Annotated in this window: 19 protein-coding genes and 1 tRNA gene; 6 read left to right on the top strand and 14 right to left on the bottom strand. The window is 56.9% G+C overall.

All coding sequences use genetic code 11. The features are described from left to right. Nucleotides 1–47 precede the first annotated feature (47 nt). Genes nqrF through GOW31_RS09110 form a run of 6 tightly spaced genes read right to left on the bottom strand, consistent with a single transcriptional unit; the run spans nt 48 to nt 5,920 of the window. The gene (gene nqrF, locus GOW31_RS09135) at nt 48–1,271 is read right to left on the bottom strand and encodes an NADH:ubiquinone reductase (Na(+)-transporting) subunit F (protein ID WP_171169459.1); all 1,224 of its coding nucleotides are present in this window, start codon (nt 1,269–1,271) and stop codon (nt 48–50) included. A gap of 10 nt (nt 1,272–1,281) precedes the next feature. Continuing rightward, nucleotides 1,282–1,890 carry an NADH:ubiquinone reductase (Na(+)-transporting) subunit E gene (gene nqrE, locus GOW31_RS09130; protein ID WP_152460185.1) on the bottom strand — a complete coding sequence of 203 codons (609 nt, stop codon included), beginning with the start codon at nt 1,888–1,890 and terminating at the stop codon, nt 1,282–1,284. Continuing rightward, on the bottom strand, nt 1,890–2,543 hold the full coding sequence (locus GOW31_RS09125) for an NADH:ubiquinone reductase (Na(+)-transporting) subunit D (protein WP_152460184.1): 654 nt from the start codon (nt 2,541–2,543) through the stop codon (nt 1,890–1,892). Before GOW31_RS09125 ends, nqrE begins: the two co-directional genes overlap by 1 nt. Beyond that, nucleotides 2,543–3,370, bottom strand: a complete 828-nt coding sequence (locus GOW31_RS09120) for a Na(+)-translocating NADH-quinone reductase subunit C (RefSeq protein WP_171169457.1) — start codon at nt 3,368–3,370, stop codon at nt 2,543–2,545. Before GOW31_RS09120 ends, GOW31_RS09125 begins: the two co-directional genes overlap by 1 nt. Continuing rightward, nucleotides 3,363–4,571 carry an NADH:ubiquinone reductase (Na(+)-transporting) subunit B gene (locus GOW31_RS09115; protein WP_171169456.1) on the bottom strand — a complete coding sequence of 403 codons (1,209 nt, stop codon included), beginning with the start codon at nt 4,569–4,571 and terminating at the stop codon, nt 3,363–3,365. Before GOW31_RS09115 ends, GOW31_RS09120 begins: the two co-directional genes overlap by 8 nt. A 5-nt stretch (nt 4,572–4,576) precedes the next feature. Then, nucleotides 4,577–5,920, bottom strand: coding sequence for a Na(+)-translocating NADH-quinone reductase subunit A (locus GOW31_RS09110; RefSeq protein ID WP_171169455.1), 1,344 nt, complete (start codon nt 5,918–5,920; stop codon nt 4,577–4,579). Nucleotides 5,921–6,217: 297 nt separating this feature from the next. Between GOW31_RS09110 and GOW31_RS09105 the strand changes: the two genes are divergently transcribed. The 6 genes from GOW31_RS09105 (at nt 6,218) to GOW31_RS09080 (ending at nt 9,584) form a co-directional block, all read left to right on the top strand. After that, nucleotides 6,218–7,333, top strand: coding sequence for a class I SAM-dependent RNA methyltransferase (locus tag GOW31_RS09105; RefSeq protein WP_171169454.1), 1,116 nt, complete (start codon nt 6,218–6,220; stop codon nt 7,331–7,333). A gap of 27 nt (nt 7,334–7,360) precedes the next feature. After that, the gene (locus GOW31_RS09100) at nt 7,361–7,585 is read left to right on the top strand and encodes a hypothetical protein (RefSeq protein ID WP_171169453.1); all 225 of its coding nucleotides are present in this window, start codon (nt 7,361–7,363) and stop codon (nt 7,583–7,585) included. Nucleotides 7,586–7,724: 139 nt separating this feature from the next. After that, nucleotides 7,725–7,801 (top strand) — tRNA-Pro (locus tag GOW31_RS09095). A 158-nt stretch (nt 7,802–7,959) separates the two neighbouring features. After that, complete coding sequence (locus tag GOW31_RS09090; protein ID WP_253282603.1) at nt 7,960–8,223, top strand: N-6 DNA methylase; 264 nt, start codon at nt 7,960–7,962, stop codon at nt 8,221–8,223. Next, a complete protein-coding gene (locus GOW31_RS09085; RefSeq protein WP_253282614.1) occupies nt 8,193–8,441 on the top strand; it encodes an ATP-binding protein in 249 nt (82 codons plus the stop codon). Before GOW31_RS09090 ends, GOW31_RS09085 begins: the two co-directional genes overlap by 31 nt. Before the next feature lie 87 nt (nt 8,442–8,528). Then, the gene (locus GOW31_RS09080; RefSeq protein WP_171169823.1) at nt 8,529–9,584 is read left to right on the top strand and encodes a GSU2403 family nucleotidyltransferase fold protein; all 1,056 of its coding nucleotides are present in this window, start codon (nt 8,529–8,531) and stop codon (nt 9,582–9,584) included. Between the two features lie 342 nt (nt 9,585–9,926). On the opposite strand, the gene GOW31_RS09075 is transcribed toward GOW31_RS09080, so the two are convergent. The 8 genes from GOW31_RS09075 to GOW31_RS09040 form a co-directional block, all read right to left on the bottom strand. Beyond that, nucleotides 9,927–10,091, bottom strand: a complete 165-nt coding sequence (locus GOW31_RS09075) for a hypothetical protein (RefSeq protein WP_171169452.1) — start codon at nt 10,089–10,091, stop codon at nt 9,927–9,929. Between the two features lie 165 nt (nt 10,092–10,256). After that, on the bottom strand, nt 10,257–11,201 hold the full coding sequence (locus GOW31_RS09070) for a 3-hydroxyacyl-CoA dehydrogenase NAD-binding domain-containing protein (RefSeq protein WP_152460179.1): 945 nt from the start codon (nt 11,199–11,201) through the stop codon (nt 10,257–10,259). Next, nucleotides 11,201–11,935: an SDR family NAD(P)-dependent oxidoreductase gene (locus GOW31_RS09065; protein WP_171169450.1), complete on the bottom strand. Its 735-nt coding sequence runs from the start codon at nt 11,933–11,935 to the stop codon at nt 11,201–11,203. Before GOW31_RS09065 ends, GOW31_RS09070 begins: the two co-directional genes overlap by 1 nt. After that, a complete protein-coding gene (locus tag GOW31_RS09060) occupies nt 11,935–13,353 on the bottom strand; it encodes an aminobutyraldehyde dehydrogenase (protein WP_171169449.1) in 1,419 nt (472 codons plus the stop codon). Before GOW31_RS09060 ends, GOW31_RS09065 begins: the two co-directional genes overlap by 1 nt. A gap of 15 nt (nt 13,354–13,368) precedes the next feature. Then, a complete protein-coding gene (locus tag GOW31_RS09055; RefSeq protein WP_171169447.1) occupies nt 13,369–14,301 on the bottom strand; it encodes a 3-keto-5-aminohexanoate cleavage protein in 933 nt (310 codons plus the stop codon). Nucleotides 14,302–14,449: 148 nt separating this feature from the next. Continuing rightward, nucleotides 14,450–15,247 (bottom strand): SDR family NAD(P)-dependent oxidoreductase, encoded by a 798-nt coding sequence (locus GOW31_RS09050; protein WP_152460175.1) that lies wholly within the window; start codon nt 15,245–15,247, stop codon nt 14,450–14,452. Then, nucleotides 15,247–16,776: a choline-sulfatase gene (gene betC, locus GOW31_RS09045; protein WP_171169445.1), complete on the bottom strand. Its 1,530-nt coding sequence runs from the start codon at nt 16,774–16,776 to the stop codon at nt 15,247–15,249. Before betC ends, GOW31_RS09050 begins: the two co-directional genes overlap by 1 nt. Then, complete coding sequence (locus GOW31_RS09040) at nt 16,773–17,912, bottom strand: SRPBCC family protein (RefSeq protein WP_171169443.1); 1,140 nt, start codon at nt 17,910–17,912, stop codon at nt 16,773–16,775. Before GOW31_RS09040 ends, betC begins: the two co-directional genes overlap by 4 nt. Nucleotide 17,913 lies beyond the last annotated feature (1 nt).

The raw sequence follows: 17,913 nt of genomic DNA, 5'->3' as shown, positions 1-17,913 counted from the left end.
GCCAAATGAAAGAACCGGCGTCTTCAACGCCGGTTCTTTTTTGTTCCTTACCCGCCGAAATCGTCGAGCATGATGTCTTCGCGGTCCACGCCCAAATCCAGCAGCATGTTGATGACCGACTGGTTCATGATTGGCGGACCACACATGTAGTATTCGCAATCCTCAGGCGCGGGGTGGTTCTTGAGGTATTCTTCGAACAATACGTTGTGGATGAAGCCGGTATAGCCTTTCCAATTGTCCTCGGGCTGCGCGTCCGACAAGGCCACGTGCCATTCGAAATTGTCGAATTCTTCAGCCAGACTGTCGAAGTCTTCGACAAAGAACATCTCTTTCTTCGACCGCGCACCATACCAGAAGCTGATCTTGCGGTTGCGGTTCTGAAGACGCTTGAGCTGATCAAAGATATGGCTGCGCATGGGTGCCATTCCGGCGCCGCCGCCAATAAAGACCATCTCTTTGTCAGTTTCACGGGCAAAGAACTCGCCGAATGGGCCTGAAATGGTGACCTTGTCACCCGGCTTCAGGTTGAAGATGTAGGACGACATTTGACCCGGCGGAATGCCTTCGGACCCCGGCGGCGGCGAGGCCACGCGGACGTTCAGCATGATCATGCCTTTTTCGTCCGGGTAGTTGGCCATCGAATAGGCGCGCTCGATGGGTTCGGTCACCACCGATTCATATTGCCACAGATTGAAGCGATCCCAATCCTCGCGATATTCCTCTTCAATGTCGAAATCCGTGTATTTCAACTGGTGTGCTGGTGCTTCGATCTGGATGTAGCCACCGGCGCGGAAGTTCACATCCTCGCCCTCGGGCAGGTCCAGGATCAACGCCTTGATGAAGGTCGCTACGTTTTCGTTCGACCGAACGGTACATTCCCATTTCTTGACGCCGAAGACTTCCTCCGGAACTTCGATATCCATGTCCTGCTTGACCGCCACCTGGCAAGACAGGCGATCACCACATGACGCTTCACGTTTCGTGATATGGCTTTCTTCGGTCGGCAGGATCGACCCGCCCCCCGAATGCACCCGCACCCGGCACTGCGCACAGGTGCCGCCGCCACCGCAGGCCGAAGGGACAAACAGCTTCTCGGCAGCCAGTGTCTGTAGCAGCTTGCCACCTGCCGGAACGGAAATCGTCTTTTCGCCGTTGATCGTAATGTTGACGTTTCCAGTCGATACCAGCTTGGATCGGGCGGCCATGATGATGGCCACCAATGCCAGAACGATTACGGTGAAAAGAGCTACGCCTAAGGTAAAGGTTTCCATCAACGCCCCCTTACAGTTTCACGCCCGAGAAGGACATGAAGGCCATAGCCATCAGACCTGCGGTAATGAAAGTAATGCCCAGACCTTGCAGACCATCGGGAATGTCCGAATATTTCAGCTTTTCCCGCACTCCGGCCATTGCCGTGATTGCCAGCGCCCAGCCAAAACCGGAAGACAAGCCATAAGTTGCCGCCTCGGTAAAGTTATAGTCACGCTCCACCATGAACAGCGACCCGCCAAGGATGGCGCAGTTCACCGTGATCAGTGGCAGAAAGATCCCCAGCGCGTTGTAAAGCGGTGGGAAATACTTGTCCAAAACCATCTCGAGGATCTGCACCATCGCCGCGATCACGCCGATATAGGAAATCAGGCCAAGGAAGGTCAGGTCCACATCCGGGAACCCGGCCCAGGCCAGCGCGCCCGGTTTCAGCAGGTAGTTCAGCAGCAGGTTGTTGGCAGGCACGGTGATGGCCTGCACGACCATGACCGAAATCCCCAGCCCCAGCGCTGTCGAAATCTTCTTGGACACGGCGATGAAAGTGCACATGCCAAGAAAAAAGCTGAGCGCAAGGTTTTCGACAAAGATGGCCTTTACGGCCAGTGAGATCAGACCTTCCATCAGTGGGCCTCTACCTGCTGAATTTTGTATTCACGCTCTTCCACCTGGTTCGGCTTCCATGTGCGGAAGGCCCAGATGATCAGACCGATGATGAAGAACGCCGAGGGCGGCAACAGCAGCATGCCGTTGGGCACGTACCAGCCGCCGTTGTTGACGGTTTCCAGAATCGTGACGCCGAACAGCGACCCCGCGCCAAACAGCTCGCGAATGAAGCCGACCAGCAGCAGGATCAGACCATAGCCCATGCCGTTGCCCATTCCGTCGATGAAGGACGCAACCGGAGGGTTCTTCATCGCAAATGCCTCGGCGCGGCCCATCACGATGCAGTTGGTGATGATCAGGCCGACGAAAACCGACAGGGTTTTCGAAATCTCGAAAGCATAGGCTTTAAGGATCTGGTCCACCAGGATCACCAACGACGCGATGATCACCATCTGAACGATGATCCGGATCGAACCGGGGATCTGGTTTCGCAGGCATGAAATGAAGAACGACGAAAACGAGGTCACGAAGATCACCGCCAGCGCCATCACCATCGACACTTGCAGCGATGATGTCACCGCAAGCGCCGAACAGATGCCCAGCACCTGCAATGTGATCGGATTGTTGTCGACAAGCGGGTCGACCAGCATCTCTTTCTTGGTCTGGGACATCAAATCTCTCCTGCTTGAAGTTTGGCCAGGAAGGGACCGTAGCCCGCATCGCCCATCCAGAATTTCACAAGGTTATCGACGCCGACCGAGGTCAGCGTGGCCCCCGCCAACGCATCCACGTAGAAATCTGGCCCGGCTGCGGGCTGCGATTTGGCAACGGTGATTTGCAGATCCCCTGCTTCGTCGCGCAGCTTTTTCCCGTTCCACAGGGCTTTCCAGCGTTGGTTGTCCACCTCGGCCCCGAGACCCGGAGTTTCACCATGCTGATAGAATTGCAGGCCGTAGATATCGTTGCCGTTGTTTTCAAGCGCGATAAATCCATAGAGCGTCGACCACAGGCCATATCCGTGCAGAGGCAGGATCACCTTGTCCAGATCACCCGCATCATCGCGCAGCAGATAGACAACACGGTACTTGGATTTGCGTCCGATACCGGCTGGGTCATTGTCCAGCGCGACGCTCAGCTCTGGATCGCTGGCGGCGGCGATGTCGTCAAACGTGGTCGGATCAAACTGATCATCGACGAAGGTGCCTGTGGACAGCTCCAGCACATGTGGTTCGAAGGCAGCAAAAGCCTCTGTTACGTCGATGCCCGGCTCAAACACGCCCGCAACTTGCAGAACGTTTACCTGTTTGTCCTTCAGGCGGTTGGCCTCTTGCACCGGGCGCAGGCTGACTGCGGCCGCGGACACAACCATAGAGGCGACCAGACAGACGGCAACGGCGATGAAGATCGTCTTGCCAACAGAATCCGGCGAGGCCGCCAGGAATTTGGCCAATGCGCCCTTGGGTGCCTCGTTTTGATCTGGGGATTGCGTATCAGACATGGCGACGCGCCCTCCGTTTGATGTTGGCTTGCACGACGAAATAATCGATCAGCGGTGCAAAGACGTTGCCGAACAGGATTGCCAGCATCATGCCTTCGGGGAAAGCCGGGTTGATCACGCGGATCATCACGACCATGACACCGATCAGAGCGCCGTAGATATAACGCCCTACATTGGTGTGGCTGGCCGAAACCGGTTCCGTCACCATAAAGGCCAGCCCGAAAGCATAACCGCCCAATACGATATGCCAGTACCACGGCATCGCGAACATCGGGTTGGTATCCGATCCGATCAGGTTCAGCAGCAGGGTAAAGCCGATGGTGCCCGCCAGACAGCCCACAATCAGGCGGTAGTTGGCGATCCTGGTCATCAGAAGGAAAGCCAGACCGATCATGCAGGCCAGTGTCGATGTTTCGCCAAAGCTGCCCTGAATGGTGCCGAAAAACGCGCTCGACCAAGTGATGCCTTCAGCGGCCAGTGCCTGCACACCTTCGGCCGCAGACACGCCCAATGCAGTTGCGCCCGAGAACCCGTCAACGGGTGTCCAGACTGCATCCCCCGACATCTGCGCCGGATAGGCGAAATACAAAAACGCCCGCCCCACAAGCGCGGGGTTGAGAAAGTTCTTGCCGGTGCCCCCGAACACTTCCTTACCGATCACGACGCCGAAGATGATGCCCAATGCCACCTGCCACAGGGGCGTCGAAGCAGGCATGATCAGCGTGTAAAGCATTGATGTAACAAGGAAGCCTTCGTTCACCTCATGGCCGCGCACGGTGGCAAAGATGACCTCGAAGATACCGCCCGCGACAAGCGTGACGATGTAGATCGGAAGGAAATACATCAGACCATGCATGACGTTGGCAAAGATGCTGGACGGGTCCAGCGAAATCCCGAACATCTGCAACAAAGCAATCCGCCAGCCGGTGGCCGATTCCGGCCCCAGCAACGCAATCGCCGAGTTCGCCTGATAGCCGGTGTTCCACATCCCCCACAGGATGCAGGGGATCGTCGCGATCACGACATAGGTCATGATCCGCTTCATATCCACATAGGACCGCGCGTGCGGCGCCACTGTGGTCACGGTTTTTGGAGTGTAGATGAAGCTTTCCACCATCTCGTAGATGGGGAAGTACTTTTCGTACTTGCCGCCCTTGGTAAAGTTCGGCTCGATCCTGTCAAAGAAGCTGCGCAAACCCATTCGGCTCAGCCCTCCTTTTCAATTTTGCTCAGGCAGTCGCGAAGCGCCAGCCCGTATTCATATTTTGCCGGACAGGCAAAGCCCACAAGGCCCAGATCCTCTTCGTCCAGCTCCAGCGCACCCAGGGCTTGGGCAGTGTCCGTATCCATTACCAGCAGCGCCCGCAGCAACTGAGTGGGCAGATAGTCCTGCGGCATCAGGTCTTCGAAAACACCTGTGGGCACCATGGCCCGACGCCCGCCGTTCAGGTTGGACGTGAAGGCATACAGCTTCTTGGCGAATGCCGAACCCAATACAGGCTGGACCGCGTATTTCGACGGCATCGGACGAATCCAGCCCAACGGGATTTGATCGGGATCTTCACGGATGATGCTGATCTGGCGCGCGAACCGGCCCAGATAGGCGGTCGGGCCGTCTGCGCGCCGGCCCGACAGGATCGAACCCGAAATGACACGGGGCGTGCCGTCCACATCGACTTCGTCGCGGGTCAGATCGTCAGTTGATGCGCCCATCACGGTACGGATCAAACGCGGTTGACGCGCACCCGGCCCCGTCAGGGCAATCACGACATTCGGATCCAGATGGCCGGTCAGCATCAGGCGGCCAATGGCGATGACATCCTGATACCCGATGGTCCAGACCTGCTTGTCGCCTGCAAGGGGTTCGAGGAAGTGAATATGCGTTCCGGCCAGCCCCGATGGGTGCGGGCCTGCGAAAGATACAGCTTCGACACCGGCGACATCTGCGCCGGGTATCGTGTCACCCTCTTTTTGGCAAAGATAGGTTTTGCCCTCGGTCAATGTGCTGACTGCCGCCAAACCGGCGGTAAATTCTTCGGCCGCCTCGGCAATGATTGTGGCAGCGTCAGCGGCCAGGGGGTCACTGTCCATGGCCGTGACAAAGATCGCATCCGGTTTGGCGCCGGGGTTCGGCATTTTCGAATACGGACGTGTGCGGAACGACGTCCACAGGCCGGCGGCGCACAGTTTGGCCGTCACGCCTTCGGAGCTGTCGGCATCCCCTATGCCCGAGAAATCAACACCGGCGTCATTGACATCTGTCACTTCGATCACGACGCTTTGCAGCACCCGACGGGCACCACGGTTGATCGCGACGACCCTGCCACTTACCGGTGCGACCATCATCGCGTCGGGCGCATCCTTGTGACAGAACAGCGGCGCGCCACGTACGACGCTGTCGCCTTCCTGCACCAGCATCTTGGGTTTCAGGCCGATGTAGTCACCGCCCAGGACGCCAACGGTCGAGTATTCCGGGCCCGGGTGAATGGTCTGGTCAGGAGCGCCTTCCACCGGCAGATCCAGCCCCTTTTTCAGTTTGAAAGTTTGCATGTTGCTACGTTCTTCCAAGCCTCTTTTCTGCGCCAGCTCTGCCAACGCCCTTTCGGGGTCATGCAATAGCGCGGTTTTTTCGAGCCTCCGTCGCAAAAGCGTCGAAAACGGTCCAAAATCCGCAGGCGTATTTCCGATCAAGGACCCTTTACGCGGGGAAGGTCACAAACGCAAACCTGTTACCGCCAAAACTTGAGGATGAACCACACAATCCTGCGATTGATCGGTCATTTCTTCTGATTCCATGGCGTATAATTGCATATCGCGCCCAACAAGGTTCCAGTGTAAGCAACCGGAATGGAAAAAGACACAGATTTGGAAATCTTTCTGGTTGCCACGCCTGGCCTCGAGGCGCCTCTTGGTGACGAGGCGCAATTCAACGGATTCGCGCAGGTCAGAACTGTACCCGGCGGGGTGACATGCCGGGGTTCATGGCCCGAGGTCTGGCGCGCCAACCTGACACTGCGCGGCGCCAACAAGGTTCTGGTGCGACTGGGCAGTTTCCCCGCCGTGCACCTTGCCCAATTGGACAAACGTGCTCGGAAATTTCCTTGGGGCACCGTTTTGCGTCCTGACGTGCCGGTCAAGGTGGAAGCCATCAGCCGCAAATCCAGAATTTATCACGCCGGTGCAGCGCGTCAGAGGATCGAGCGGGCAATATCCGAGACATTGGGCACCTCGATTTCATCCGAGGCAAACCTTCGGGTCTTGCTTCGAATCGAGAAAGACATCTGCACGATCTCGGTCGACAGTTCCGGCGAGCTGTTGCACAAACGCGGTCACAAGGAAGCCATTGCCAAGGCCCCAATGCGCGAAACAATGGCCGCCATGTTCCTGAGAGAGTGTGGCTACTCGGGCGATGAACCCGTACTGGACCCGATGTGCGGATCCGGTACCTTCGTGATCGAGGCCGCCGAGATCGCTCTAGGTCTGCGCCCTGGCCGCTCCCGCAGTTTTGCATTCGAGGACCTGGCGGGCTTTGACCCTGATCAGTGGCAGGAAATGCGGCAGGAAACGAAGACGGCGGAATGCGCGCTTACTTTCTACGGCTCGGATCGCAACTCGGGCGCGGTCGACGCGGCGACTGCCAATGCCGAAAGGGCGCAAGTCGCTGCTGTGACGCAGTTTCAACAGCGTTCCGTCAGTGACATAAAACCCCCCGAAGGTCCTGCGGGGCTGGTCATTGTGAACCCGCCCTACGGGGCGCGGATTGGTGACGAAAGACGCTTGCGTTCAGTCTATGGTGCGATGGGCAAGACCTTGATGAACCGGTTCCGGGGATGGCGGGTCGGCGTGATCACCAGCGCTCCGGGGCTTGCCCGGGCCACACGTCTGCCTTTGCTGTCGCCAGGACCGGTCGTCGACCATGGTGGAACCAAAATTCGTCTGTACAAAACAGATCCCTTGCCGTGATTGCCTGGGACGCTTCACAACCAATTCATGACGATGGCTGCGCGGGCGAGAGCGGACAAGAAAACCACAGGGTTTCCGCCGCAAAGGGGGGCGATTCCCTTGTTTCTCAACGTGCCTGTGAACCTCTCGACATCTTGGCACCAGTGCAATCGTGACCTGTCCGGCAGGGGCGAACAGGTTGGCGGACACCCTTGCGCGCTGGTCAACCAGAAGAACGCAGACAAGCAACCGCTCGATTTTTTCGAGTCGTGATGACCTGCTCAAATTACCGGGTTCCGACCTTATCGGTGCGCCGCCCTTTTTTGGTTGTTGCGTTCGAAAGATTCGGGTGATCGAAATACAGAATCCTCTTGCGCATCAGACACGCCGCGTATAGATCACCCGCCACGGTCGGAGTGTAGCTCAGCCTGGTAGAGCACTGTCTTCGGGAGGCAGGGGTCGGAGGTTCGAATCCTCTCACTCCGACCAATAAAACAAGGCATCCAAGGGCGCCTTTGTTGTTTTTGAGACAGTGACCCGAGGTTCATTGAACCTGAGCGCTAGTCGAATTCCAGCGCGTTGGCCGCTTTACGTAGGTGCTCTGGACTGTATCGCGCGTAGACGGATGCGGTGATCCGTGAGTCTCAATGACCGAAAAACTGTGCAATCTCCTCCATCGAGATACCTGCCTCAGCCAACCCGGGGACCACATCTGCGATCCCACCTGTGGCTCGGCTTCGCTGCTGATGAAATGTGGCAAGCTGATCCGTGACAAGGGTGGCAAGGGCTATGCGCTGTTTGGACAAGAGGCCATCGGCTCTACTTGGGCGCTGGCCAAAATGAACCTCTTCCTGCACGGGGAAGTGAACCACCAGGTCGAATGGGGCGACACCACCTTGCGCTACGCATAGCAGGCTACCACGAGTTTGCTCGCAACAACGGCCCAGTGCCGTTCATTGCCGATGACATCATGGAAAGCTTCGACGACGACCGCACCGCCGAGGCCTTCGGCCTGCTAGCTGAGATGAGCAAAAGCGGCCAGGTGATCTACCTGACTCATCACGCGCATCTTTGCGACATCGCGAAAAATTCATGCCCATCTGTGTTTATTCACGAATTACAGAGCTAAAAGCGTGGTGTTCAACATCTTTACTTTTTGTTGAACATACGCTATGTTCAACAAAATTAAAATCCGTTGAGCACAGTGGAAGCCAAGATGTTCACGCGCCATTCATCCATAGCACATGCCGCTTATCACGATCTCCTGCGTTCACTGCGGGACGATGCTGTTTCGGACATCCGAGGCACCCCCACACGAGTCGAACGCAACAACAGGACTTACTGGTATGACACCTACCGGGTCGGTTCCGATGTCAAAAAGCACTACTTGGGAGAGGATTGTGAGGAACTGCGCGGTAGGCTGGAACAGCACAAAACTTTGAAAGCCCAACAGGAAGACCGCCGCCGCAACCGGGCGCGCCTCGTGCGGCTCCTAAGAGCAGAAGGTTTTCTGGGTCTGGACGCTGCCACGGGCAGCCTGCTCTCTGCGATGGCAACGTCCGGCGTATTTCGTCTAGGCGGCACCATAGTGGGGACGCACGCCTTCCGCCTTTACGAAGGTGAATTGGGTGTGCGTTTCGACATGGATATGACCGCTCACACGGATGACATCGACATCGCCAGCTTTTCCAGGTTGTCGCTGGTGCTGGAGGACACTGCATCACCATCGCTGGAAGATGTGTTCCGCGATTTCGACTTCATGGCGCAGCCCAGTCTCACGGCCGGACGCACCTGGCGTTGGAAACAGACACGAGGCGACACGCTGATAGAATTCCTCACTCCATCATTTGGTGAGGATGAGGATGTGCGCGAACTGCCCGCTTTGGGAGTGGATGCGCAAGGATTGCACCATCTGAACTACCTCATCGCGGAGCCAATCAACGCTGCTGTAACCTACCGGAGTGGCGTTTTGGTGCAAATCCCGCAGCCAGAACGCTATGCCATCCACAAGTTGATCGTCGCGGACCGTCGCCGTCCCGGTGAAAATGCCCTCAAAGCAGAAAAGGACAGACGACAGGCCGCGTTTCTAGTCGAGGTGCTTGCTCAGGATCGGCCGGATGAATTGAATGACGCCTACGAAGATGCACTCTCTCGTGGCCCCAAGTGGCGTTCTAGGATTGAGGCCAGCCTAGACCGCATGCCGAAAACGCAGCGGCTGTTACAGGAACTGCAGGATAAACGCGCATGTAGACAGTGCTCTCAGGTTCAATGAACCTGCCGAACCTGAACTTGGCTGGTTTGATTGGCGACAACGCCTGGAAAACAGGGCTCCTTTGACTAAAAATCAATAACTTGGCCACCTGCACCGATCTTCGGGAGGCAGGGGGCGGAGGTTCGAATCCTCTCACTCCGACCAATAAAACAAGGCGCCCAAGGGCGCTTTTTTGCTTTCAGCGTATTTCACGCAACGATTTCCGCAACGTTTCGCGGGTTGTTTTTGCTCAGTTCATCCCAACCGGCAGAAATCTACCACAGCAGGGGACCCTGATATCTTCTAGCCCTTAGTAACCGCAGCTTTCTTGGGCGCAACCAGGCTTTAGGAACGGTAGAAATTCTACGGGGTCTCGCGCAAGATCGCAGAAAAGGCAGTGGCGTTTTCCAGGGTCATGCCGCGCATGCCCAAGCTAAAAAAATCGCCGAAGGCGACGGACGGAAGATCCAGCAGGTTTGGATCGAGGAAGAGACCCAGACAATAAAAAACACCAACTTTGTCGTACATTCAGTGTTCCAACCCTTTGCCGTCCACGAAGGCAACCTCATCACGAAGCTACAACAGGGCTTTGGCGCGGCCACGGCGGAACGGATTGTCGACACACTGCGCAGCCAGAGCTCCGAAATTCGGCCGGTGGTGCCTCCTCAATGCGTTATCACGAACGCTCAGCGTTCAAGTGTTCGATTCTAGTCGAATGCTTTTGAGGGATTTTTGCATGGCAACAATAAGCGCATCTCGCTCGGCCGCGAGTGTCTGCGGGGATCGACCGTTTGCTTCTTCGTTTATGCCCTGAACCAAAGTTTCGATAACGTCGTCGTTCAAGTGTGGCTGACCCAACCCGTCCCACCATCCGTTAAACGTATCCCGGAAGTGTTCGCAAAAGGCGCGCAGACCGCCCTCTCCCGCGCCTAGATTGAACAACATCGTCGGCCCCATGGCCGCCCATCGCAGACCGGGGCCCGCCCACATGGCCTTGTCAATGTCTTCGACCGAAGCAACGCCCTCGACAGCCATATGGACCGCTTCGCGCCAGACGGCTGCCTGAAGGCGGTTCGCCACATGGCCAGGCAAGCCTTTCCTGATGCGGATCGTGACCTTGCCTATGTCGTGATAAAACGCTTCGGCTCGTTCGAGAACGCCATCACCTGTTTGCGCGTTTGCAGTGAGCTCCACCAACGGGATAAGATGTGGCGGGTTGAACGGGTGTCCGAGGATGAAAGGCGCAGGATCTTGCCAGCCAGCTTGTAAAGCCTCCAGCGTCATGCCTGATGTGGAACTGGAAACGATCGCATCCTCGCTCAGGGCTGGTTCGACTTCAGAATAGAGTGCGTGTTTGATCGCTTCTCTTTCTGGAACATTCTCCTGCACGAAGTCTGCACCATCGACCGCAGATGCTGCTGTTTCTGCAAACGCCAATGCGTTCGGAGTGGCTCTGTCGGTCAGGCCGAGTTCTTCAAGCGTGGGCCAAGCTGTTTCAATGAAAGCGCGGGTTTGCTCTTCAGAGTTTGGTGCCGGGTCGTAAACAGTAACTGATCGACCAGCCGCGAGAAACAGCGCAGCCCAGCTTGCACCAATAACGCCGGCACCAAGAATTGCAGTATGTGAGATATCCGACATCAGAACACTCCGGGGTTGAGTGGCGACGCGGCCGTCATGCCGCCGTCGACGGTAAAGAACTGACCCGTTGCGAAGCTTGCCTCGTCAGAGGCGAGCCAGACAGCCATGGATGCAATGTCATCCGGCTCGCCAAACCGACGAACGGGATGACGGGCCAGTGCGTCTTGCCTTGCCGCGACAGGATCCTTTGCAAGTTCGAACGCGGCCTCAAGCATGCCGGTATTGATCCATCCCGGACAAATCGCATTGCACCGCAGGCTTGGGCCATGATCCACGGCGATAGATCGCGTGAGCCCATGCACGAAAGCTTTGGAAGCATTGTAGAGAGCCATCGAAGGGTCCGCGACCTTGCCAGAGATTGAGCCGATATTGATGATGCTCCCGCCGGATTTCATAGTCGGAATAAAGGCACGGCAGCAGTTGAACACCCCTCGACAGTTGGCGCCGATCACTAGATCCCAATCCGCGTCGGTGCTTTCCGTCACTGACTTTTCCACCTGGACCCCGGCATTGTTGACGAGAATGTCCAACGCACCCACAGCCCCGGCTACCATTTGGACGTTCACCGGATCACTGACGTCCAGATCGTGCCATTCACAGGGCAGGCCGTCAGGGGCTCCACCCCGCCCGCAGGTCACCACCTCGGCGCCTTCCTTCAGGAAAGCACCGACGATGGCGCGTCCAATTCCCTGGCGCCCGCCAGTAACAAACGCTTTTTTTCCTGCAAGCCGCATCAGTGCGCCACCATCACATGACGGATCGACGTATATGCGTCGAGCGCATAGATGCTCATATCACAGCCCGTGCCGGAGCCTTTCATCGCGGCCCAAGGCATTTCAGGTGTGCCGACACCATGCGTATTGACCCATGTGAACCCGTAGCGCAGGCGAGATGTAATCGACATTGCCCGTCCCACGTCGGTCGTCCAGACCGAGGATGCCAGTCCGTATCGACCTGCATTCGCCACCTTTACGGCATGATCCGCGTCCGAGAAACGGGAAAGCGTCACAACGGGCCCAAAGACCTCATCCGTTGCGATCTCTGCTGAATTATCGACGTTTGCTAACACCGTCGGTTGGTAGAAGAACCCGTTTCCATCTCCGCTTGCGCCACCTGTGACGATCTCGCATCCAGGACGTGCGCGGTCGACAAAGGCGGAAACGCGGTCGCGCTGAGCTGCGGAAACCATCGGACCCATTTCGGTGCCTTCAGCCTTGGGCGCGCCAACTTTTATTTCTTTTACTTGCGCTTCGACCATGGCCGCGAATTTTTCATACACACTGTCCTGGACCAGGATCCGGCACGGTTGCGCACAATCCTGCCCGGCATTGAAAAAGCTCCCATAGCGGATCGTTTCAGCCACAGCGTCCAGGTCGGCATCATCAAAAACAATGACGGGGGCCTTGCCACCCAGTTCCAGATGCACATGGCGGATTTGCTCGCTGGCGGCGCGCATAGCGGCCATGCCAGTGGCCGGGGACCCCGTGACAGTGATTGCTTCCATTTGAGGGCTGTTGATCAATTGATCCCCAATCGTGGGACCACGCCCGTGAATCACATTCAGCACCCCTTTGGGCAAGACGTCCTGCAAAAGTTCAGCAAGGCGCAGCGTGGACAAAGGTGTGATCTCGGAAGGCTTCAGAACAACTGTACAACCGGCTGCAAGAGGGGCTGCAAGTTTCCAGGCGGCCATCATCAACGGATAATTCCAAGGGGCAATCGCCGCCACGGGGCCAACAGGGTCGCGGCGGATCATGCTTGTGTGGCCTGCGACATACTCGCCCGCGGCCGATCCCGTCATGGTCCGGGCCGCCCCTGCAAAGAAGCGGAATGTGTCGATGGTAAGAGGGAACTCATCATCGCGTGCCGATGGCCAGGGTTTGCCGACATCAAGGCTTTCAAGCTCCGCCAACTCATCCTGATTGGCTTCGATAATATCGGCGATTTGCATCAGCAGCGCGGCCCGTTCGGCCGGCGGGACATGTCGGAAGGTTTCGAACGCCTCTTCAGATGACCTTACTGCGGCCTCTACCTGGTCCGAACTTGCCTCTGCGACCTGACCAATCTTCTCTCCAGTCGCAGGATTCAAAATGGCCAGGGCCTCACCCTCCCCTTCCACCATCTCCCCATCGATAAGCAATTTGCCTTGCATGCCCGTTCCCTTCTATCAGAAATTCACCCGGTCCGCGCCCTTGAGCGCGAGCCGCTCTCTGGCTTCGGCAGGTGTTGCAACCTCAAGCCCGAGGTTTTCCACGATGTCTCGAATTTTCCGGACCTGCTGGGCATTGGATGTCGCCAGTTCGCCCTTGCCGATGAACAGGCTGTCTTCGAGCCCCACTCGAAGGTTGCCCCCCAACAGGGTCGCCTGAGTCGCAAATGGCATCTGATGGCGCCCCGCAGCCAGCACCGACCATTCGTAATTCTCCGGCCCGAACAGCCGGTCGGCTATGGTGTGCATATGCATCAGGTTGTCGAGATCAGCGCCCACACCGCCCAGGATTCCGAACACCATCTGAATAAAAAACGGTGGCTTGATCAGACCCTGATCAACGAACCATTTTACATTGTAGAGATGACCAAGATCGTAGCACTCGAATTCGAACCGTGTGCCATGTTCACCCCCAAGCTTTTCGATGGCGTAGCGAATTGTCCCGAACGTGTTGGGAAAGATGAAATCCTCGGTCATTTCGAGGAAAGGGCGTTCCCAATCATGCTGAAACTCGGTGTATTTCTGAAGCATCGGGAAGATTCCGAAATTCAGCGACCCCACATTGAGGGATGCCATTTCGGGGCTTGTTGTCGTGGCCGCCAACATGCGTTCGTCCATGGACATGCCAAGCCCACCGCCGGTTGAAACGTTGATCACGGCATCTGTGGATTGTTTGATGACAGGCATAAATTGCTGGAACAATTCTGGCCTGGGATCGGGTTTGCCGGTCTCGGGATGGCGGGCATGCAAATGGATAATGGAGGCACCGGCCTCGGCGGCTTCTATACTGGCCGTTGCGATTTCGGTTGGCGTAATGGGCAGATGAGGGCTCATTGTCGGGGTGTGGATGCCCCCGGTCGGTGCGCATGTGATGATTACGGATTTTGGCATTCCGGGGCCTCCTGCGAAACAACACGGCGCAAATGGTAACGCACCTCTTTGGGTCGGTAGATCAGGTGAACCTCGGGGGTTTCACCAAGCGCATAGCGTGGCAGTAAAGCACCCTTGTCGGCGACCTTCCTGGGGTTGACGGCGCATTTCATAGCCGCATCTGCTGGACTTGAGCGCTAAGGCCTCCATCCAGCACCCAAAGCTGTCCGCTTGCATATCGGGCCTCATCGCTGGCGAGCCAGTTCACAAGGTTTGCGATATCGTCTGGCGTTCCATAAGTGCGCATAGGGTGCACATCGCGCACAGCTTGCTGAAGCTGGTCAATCGTCTTGCCGCCGCCACCCGAGCCGTCGCCGGTGAAAAAGCTTTGAAGCATTGGTGTGTCGATGTAGCCAGGGCAAATCGCGTTGACCCGGATGCCTTCGGGCCCGTGATCGCAGGCCATCGCGCGGGTCAGGGCATGAACCGCACCTTTCGTTGCACAATATGCCGCCAGTCCCGGATCTGCGATGAAACCGTCATATGATCCGAAGTTAATGACAGAGGCAGAACTGCCGCTCTTTGCCGCCTTGCGCATCAAAGGTAGCGCATATTTGGACGTCAGGAATGTGCCTGTCACGTTCACCGCAAACGAGCGGTTCCATTCTTCAAGGCTTGTATCCTCAATTGTTTTTTCGATCTCGATGCCCGCAGCGTTCACGAGAATATCGAGTTTGCCGTGCTCAGTCTTTATCCTCTCCATAGCTGCAATGGCCTCGGGTTCTGAGGTGACATCAAGTCGGAGAAAATGGCTATCGGCCCCTGCTGGGTTGGACACGGATCCGCTTTCACTGAGATCGGCTGCGTAGACAACGGCCCCTTCTCGGGTCAGCCGATCCACGATCGCACGGCCGATGCCGCCCCGTCCGCCCGTCACAAGGGCCACCTTGCCGTCTTGAATATCCATCAGTTTGTTTCCCCCATCGGTGGAAAGCGGTAGCGCGCGGCTGCCGCAGTCCAATCCATGTGATTGCGAACATATTCCTGACTGGCGTCGCGCGGCGGGTTGTAATCCCATGGCTCGCTTGCCCCGGCCTCCATCGCGGCATGAAGCGCGCGCCTCGATTTCTGGGTGCGCATAACATCAGCCCGGAGCCTTTCGCTGTCCCATCTCTCAGCGACTTCGCATGCAAAGGCAGCGGCTGCATGACTGTAGGCCGGGTCATCCGCCAAGTTGACACGCTCATCCGGGTCCCGAGACAGGTCATAGAGCTGCGGTGGATCCACATCGCAGTGAATATACTTCAGTGTCCCGCGCCGGATCATGAAGACAGGCCAAGGTGTCATCTCTGCGCAGTATTCGCCGATGGCAATGTCCTCTGGTGCATCCTCCCCACGCGCCAAAGGCATCAGGGACCGACCGTCAACAGGCTCGCCCAGCATGTCGGGTGTCCCTCCGGCGACCTCCAGGAAGGTCGGAAGCAGGTCTACGAGAGAGCACGCGTGAGGCGCCGCGCCTTCGGCCACATCCGGGCCTGCGAAGATTAAGGGCACACGGGCAGAGTGTTCGAAGAACGTCATCTTGTACCAAAGACCCCGTTCACCCAGCATGTCTCCATGATCCGCGGTCACAATGATCAATGTGTTGTCAATCTGACCCGTATTTTCCAGCGCCTTGACGATTGCGCCGACTTTACTGTCGAAATAGCTCACATTTGCCAGATAGGCGCGACGTGCGCGGCGGATTTCTTCAACCGAAAGCGGCACAGTGGAGGCTTCGATCCCATCCATCACACGGCGTGAGAACGGGTCGTGCTCTTCCAGAGAGAGGCCTTGCGGCAAGTCGATTTCATAATCGGCGTAGAGGTCCCAGAATTCAGGCTTCGCCACATATGGATCGTGAGGATGGATGAAACTCGCCACCAAGCAGAACGGAGAGACGTCGCCGGCTGCGTGATCCCGTCCGCGCTCGATCAGCCACCGGCGCGCTGCGAACTCGACCTCGTCATCGTAATCCGTTTGGAATGTCGCGATTGCCACACCGCTTTCCTTGACGGTCTGTATGTTGTGGTACCACTTGTCGATCCGCTCATCATGGGCTTCCCAGTCCGGCGTCCAAGCGAAATCGGCGGGATAGATATCGGTCGTAATCCGATCTTGAAACCCATGCATCTGGTCAGGTCCGACGAAGTGCATCTTGCCTGACAGGCACGTGCGATATCCCAGAGCCTTGAGGTAGTGTGCAAAGGTAGGCACGCTTGCACGGAATTCCGACGCGTTGTCATAAGCCGCAATTCGGCTGACATATTGCCCGGACATGAAAGCAAATCGCGACGGCGCACAGAGCGGCGAGTTGCAATAAGCGGCGTCAAATCGCATCCCACGTGCCGCGAGTTTGTCCATGTGCGGGGTTTTGGCGCCCTTGTGCCCATAAGCACCAATGAAATGTGGTGCCAACTGATCGGCCATCACCACAACAATATTCGGCTGCGTCATGGAGCGGCCTTTGCGTAAGCATCAAGTACCAGACCGTGGAAGTGATGAACGGCATGTTCGGATTTGCCGGATCCTGAAGGGTCCGACACGATTCGACCTTGCGTAAAGGCCGGCGTTTTCATTCCTCGCTGTACACTTTCGACCAGATTGATGTCTTCAACCTGAAGCACTTCATCCAGATAGCGCATCGCGTCGATTTCCATCGGATCAGGCTCGGGCGTCTCAAGAAAAAAGTCATAGGTCTCCAACGTGCGATCTGGTCCGACCGGAATGACATTTAACACGATCATGCTGGACCGGCCCGGGTATCGCATCAGACAAGTTGTGGGCCAAAGCCACCAGACCGCATGGGTCTTTACAGTCGCGTTGGAGACGTCGTAGGCGGAATTGGCGTTCTGCCCCGCCTCTGCCATGTGGCTGGAATAAATACCGTAGGTCGTGACCTTGTACGTGTCCATGTCCACAAGATCACAAAAGTCCTTGTGGGCGGTCGGGCAATGGTAGCATTCAAGGAAATTGTCGACGACATTCTTCCAGTTCGACTTGATATCGTATGTCAGTCTTTTCCCGAAGGTAAGTTGTTCGATATCAGGGGCCCAGTGGCGGATTTCGGTCTCCAGATTGCCGGATTGATCCGACAGCGAGGCAGCTTGCGTGTCGAGGTTGACGAAAACGAAACCGGCAAATTCTTCCACTTGAACAGCATCCAGGCAGATATCGCGTGGCGTGAAGGCCTCCAGGTGGTCTGTTTCAGGTGCGCGGACAAGTTTACCGTCAAGCTTGTAGACCCAAGCATGGTAGGGACACATGATACGGGTCGTCTCGCCTTCGCCACTCAACAGCTCATGGGCGCGGTGTTTGCAGACGTTGTAGAAGGCGTGCAAGACCCCTTCCCTATCCCTGACGACAGCGATTGGGTGCCCCGCGATATGTGTGGCGACGTATGACCCCGGCGTACGCAGCTTTTCGACGTGACAAACCCATTGCCAAGACTTGGCAAGGATCTCCGTACGGTCGACCTCAAACCAGTTTGCGTCAATGTAAGCCTCTTTGCGCAACGAAAGCGCACGATTTGGATCTGGGTCGAAGCCAGACTTTATTGCTTCGAACGCGTTTTGATCTGGAAACTGCGTCATG

This window comes from Ruegeria sp. HKCCA0370, from assembly GCF_013033705.1.
In the GTDB taxonomy this organism is placed as follows: Bacteria; Pseudomonadota; Alphaproteobacteria; order Rhodobacterales; family Rhodobacteraceae; genus Ruegeria.
This window is presented reverse-complemented; position numbering and strand designations above follow the sequence as displayed.

Excerpts from the sequence above, each read along its gene's own strand:
- GOW31_RS09110 (WP_171169455.1), bottom strand. The coding sequence starts at position 5,920 with ATGCAAACTTTCAAACTGAAAAAGGGGCTGGATCTGCCGGTGGAAGGC.
- GOW31_RS09040 (WP_171169443.1), bottom strand. The coding sequence starts at position 17,912 with ATGACGCAGTTTCCAGATCAAAACGCGTTCGAAGCAATAAAGTCTGGC.
- GOW31_RS09050 (WP_152460175.1), bottom strand. The coding sequence starts at position 15,247 with ATGGATATTCAAGACGGCAAGGTGGCCCTTGTGACGGGCGGACGGGGC.
- nqrF (WP_171169459.1), bottom strand. The coding sequence starts at position 1,271 with ATGGAAACCTTTACCTTAGGCGTAGCTCTTTTCACCGTAATCGTTCTG.
- GOW31_RS09125 (WP_152460184.1), bottom strand. The coding sequence starts at position 2,543 with ATGTCCCAGACCAAGAAAGAGATGCTGGTCGACCCGCTTGTCGACAAC.
- GOW31_RS09085 (WP_253282614.1), top strand. The coding sequence starts at position 8,193 with ATGGGGCGACACCACCTTGCGCTACGCATAGCAGGCTACCACGAGTTT.
- GOW31_RS09065 (WP_171169450.1), bottom strand. The coding sequence starts at position 11,935 with ATGCGGCTTGCAGGAAAAAAAGCGTTTGTTACTGGCGGGCGCCAGGGA.
- GOW31_RS09090 (WP_253282603.1), top strand. The coding sequence starts at position 7,960 with ATGACCGAAAAACTGTGCAATCTCCTCCATCGAGATACCTGCCTCAGC.
- GOW31_RS09060 (WP_171169449.1), bottom strand. The coding sequence starts at position 13,353 with ATGCAAGGCAAATTGCTTATCGATGGGGAGATGGTGGAAGGGGAGGGT.
- GOW31_RS09105 (WP_171169454.1), top strand. The coding sequence starts at position 6,218 with ATGGAAAAAGACACAGATTTGGAAATCTTTCTGGTTGCCACGCCTGGC.
- GOW31_RS09115 (WP_171169456.1), bottom strand. The coding sequence starts at position 4,571 with ATGGGTTTGCGCAGCTTCTTTGACAGGATCGAGCCGAACTTTACCAAG.
- nqrE (WP_152460185.1), bottom strand. The coding sequence starts at position 1,890 with ATGGAAGGTCTGATCTCACTGGCCGTAAAGGCCATCTTTGTCGAAAAC.
- GOW31_RS09070 (WP_152460179.1), bottom strand. The coding sequence starts at position 11,201 with ATGTCGGATATCTCACATACTGCAATTCTTGGTGCCGGCGTTATTGGT.
- betC (WP_171169445.1), bottom strand. The coding sequence starts at position 16,776 with ATGACGCAGCCGAATATTGTTGTGGTGATGGCCGATCAGTTGGCACCA.
- GOW31_RS09075 (WP_171169452.1), bottom strand. The coding sequence starts at position 10,091 with ATGTACGACAAAGTTGGTGTTTTTTATTGTCTGGGTCTCTTCCTCGAT.
- GOW31_RS09080 (WP_171169823.1), top strand. The coding sequence starts at position 8,529 with ATGTTCACGCGCCATTCATCCATAGCACATGCCGCTTATCACGATCTC.
- GOW31_RS09055 (WP_171169447.1), bottom strand. The coding sequence starts at position 14,301 with ATGCCAAAATCCGTAATCATCACATGCGCACCGACCGGGGGCATCCAC.
- GOW31_RS09120 (WP_171169457.1), bottom strand. The coding sequence starts at position 3,370 with ATGTCTGATACGCAATCCCCAGATCAAAACGAGGCACCCAAGGGCGCA.
- GOW31_RS09100 (WP_171169453.1), top strand. The coding sequence starts at position 7,361 with ATGACGATGGCTGCGCGGGCGAGAGCGGACAAGAAAACCACAGGGTTT.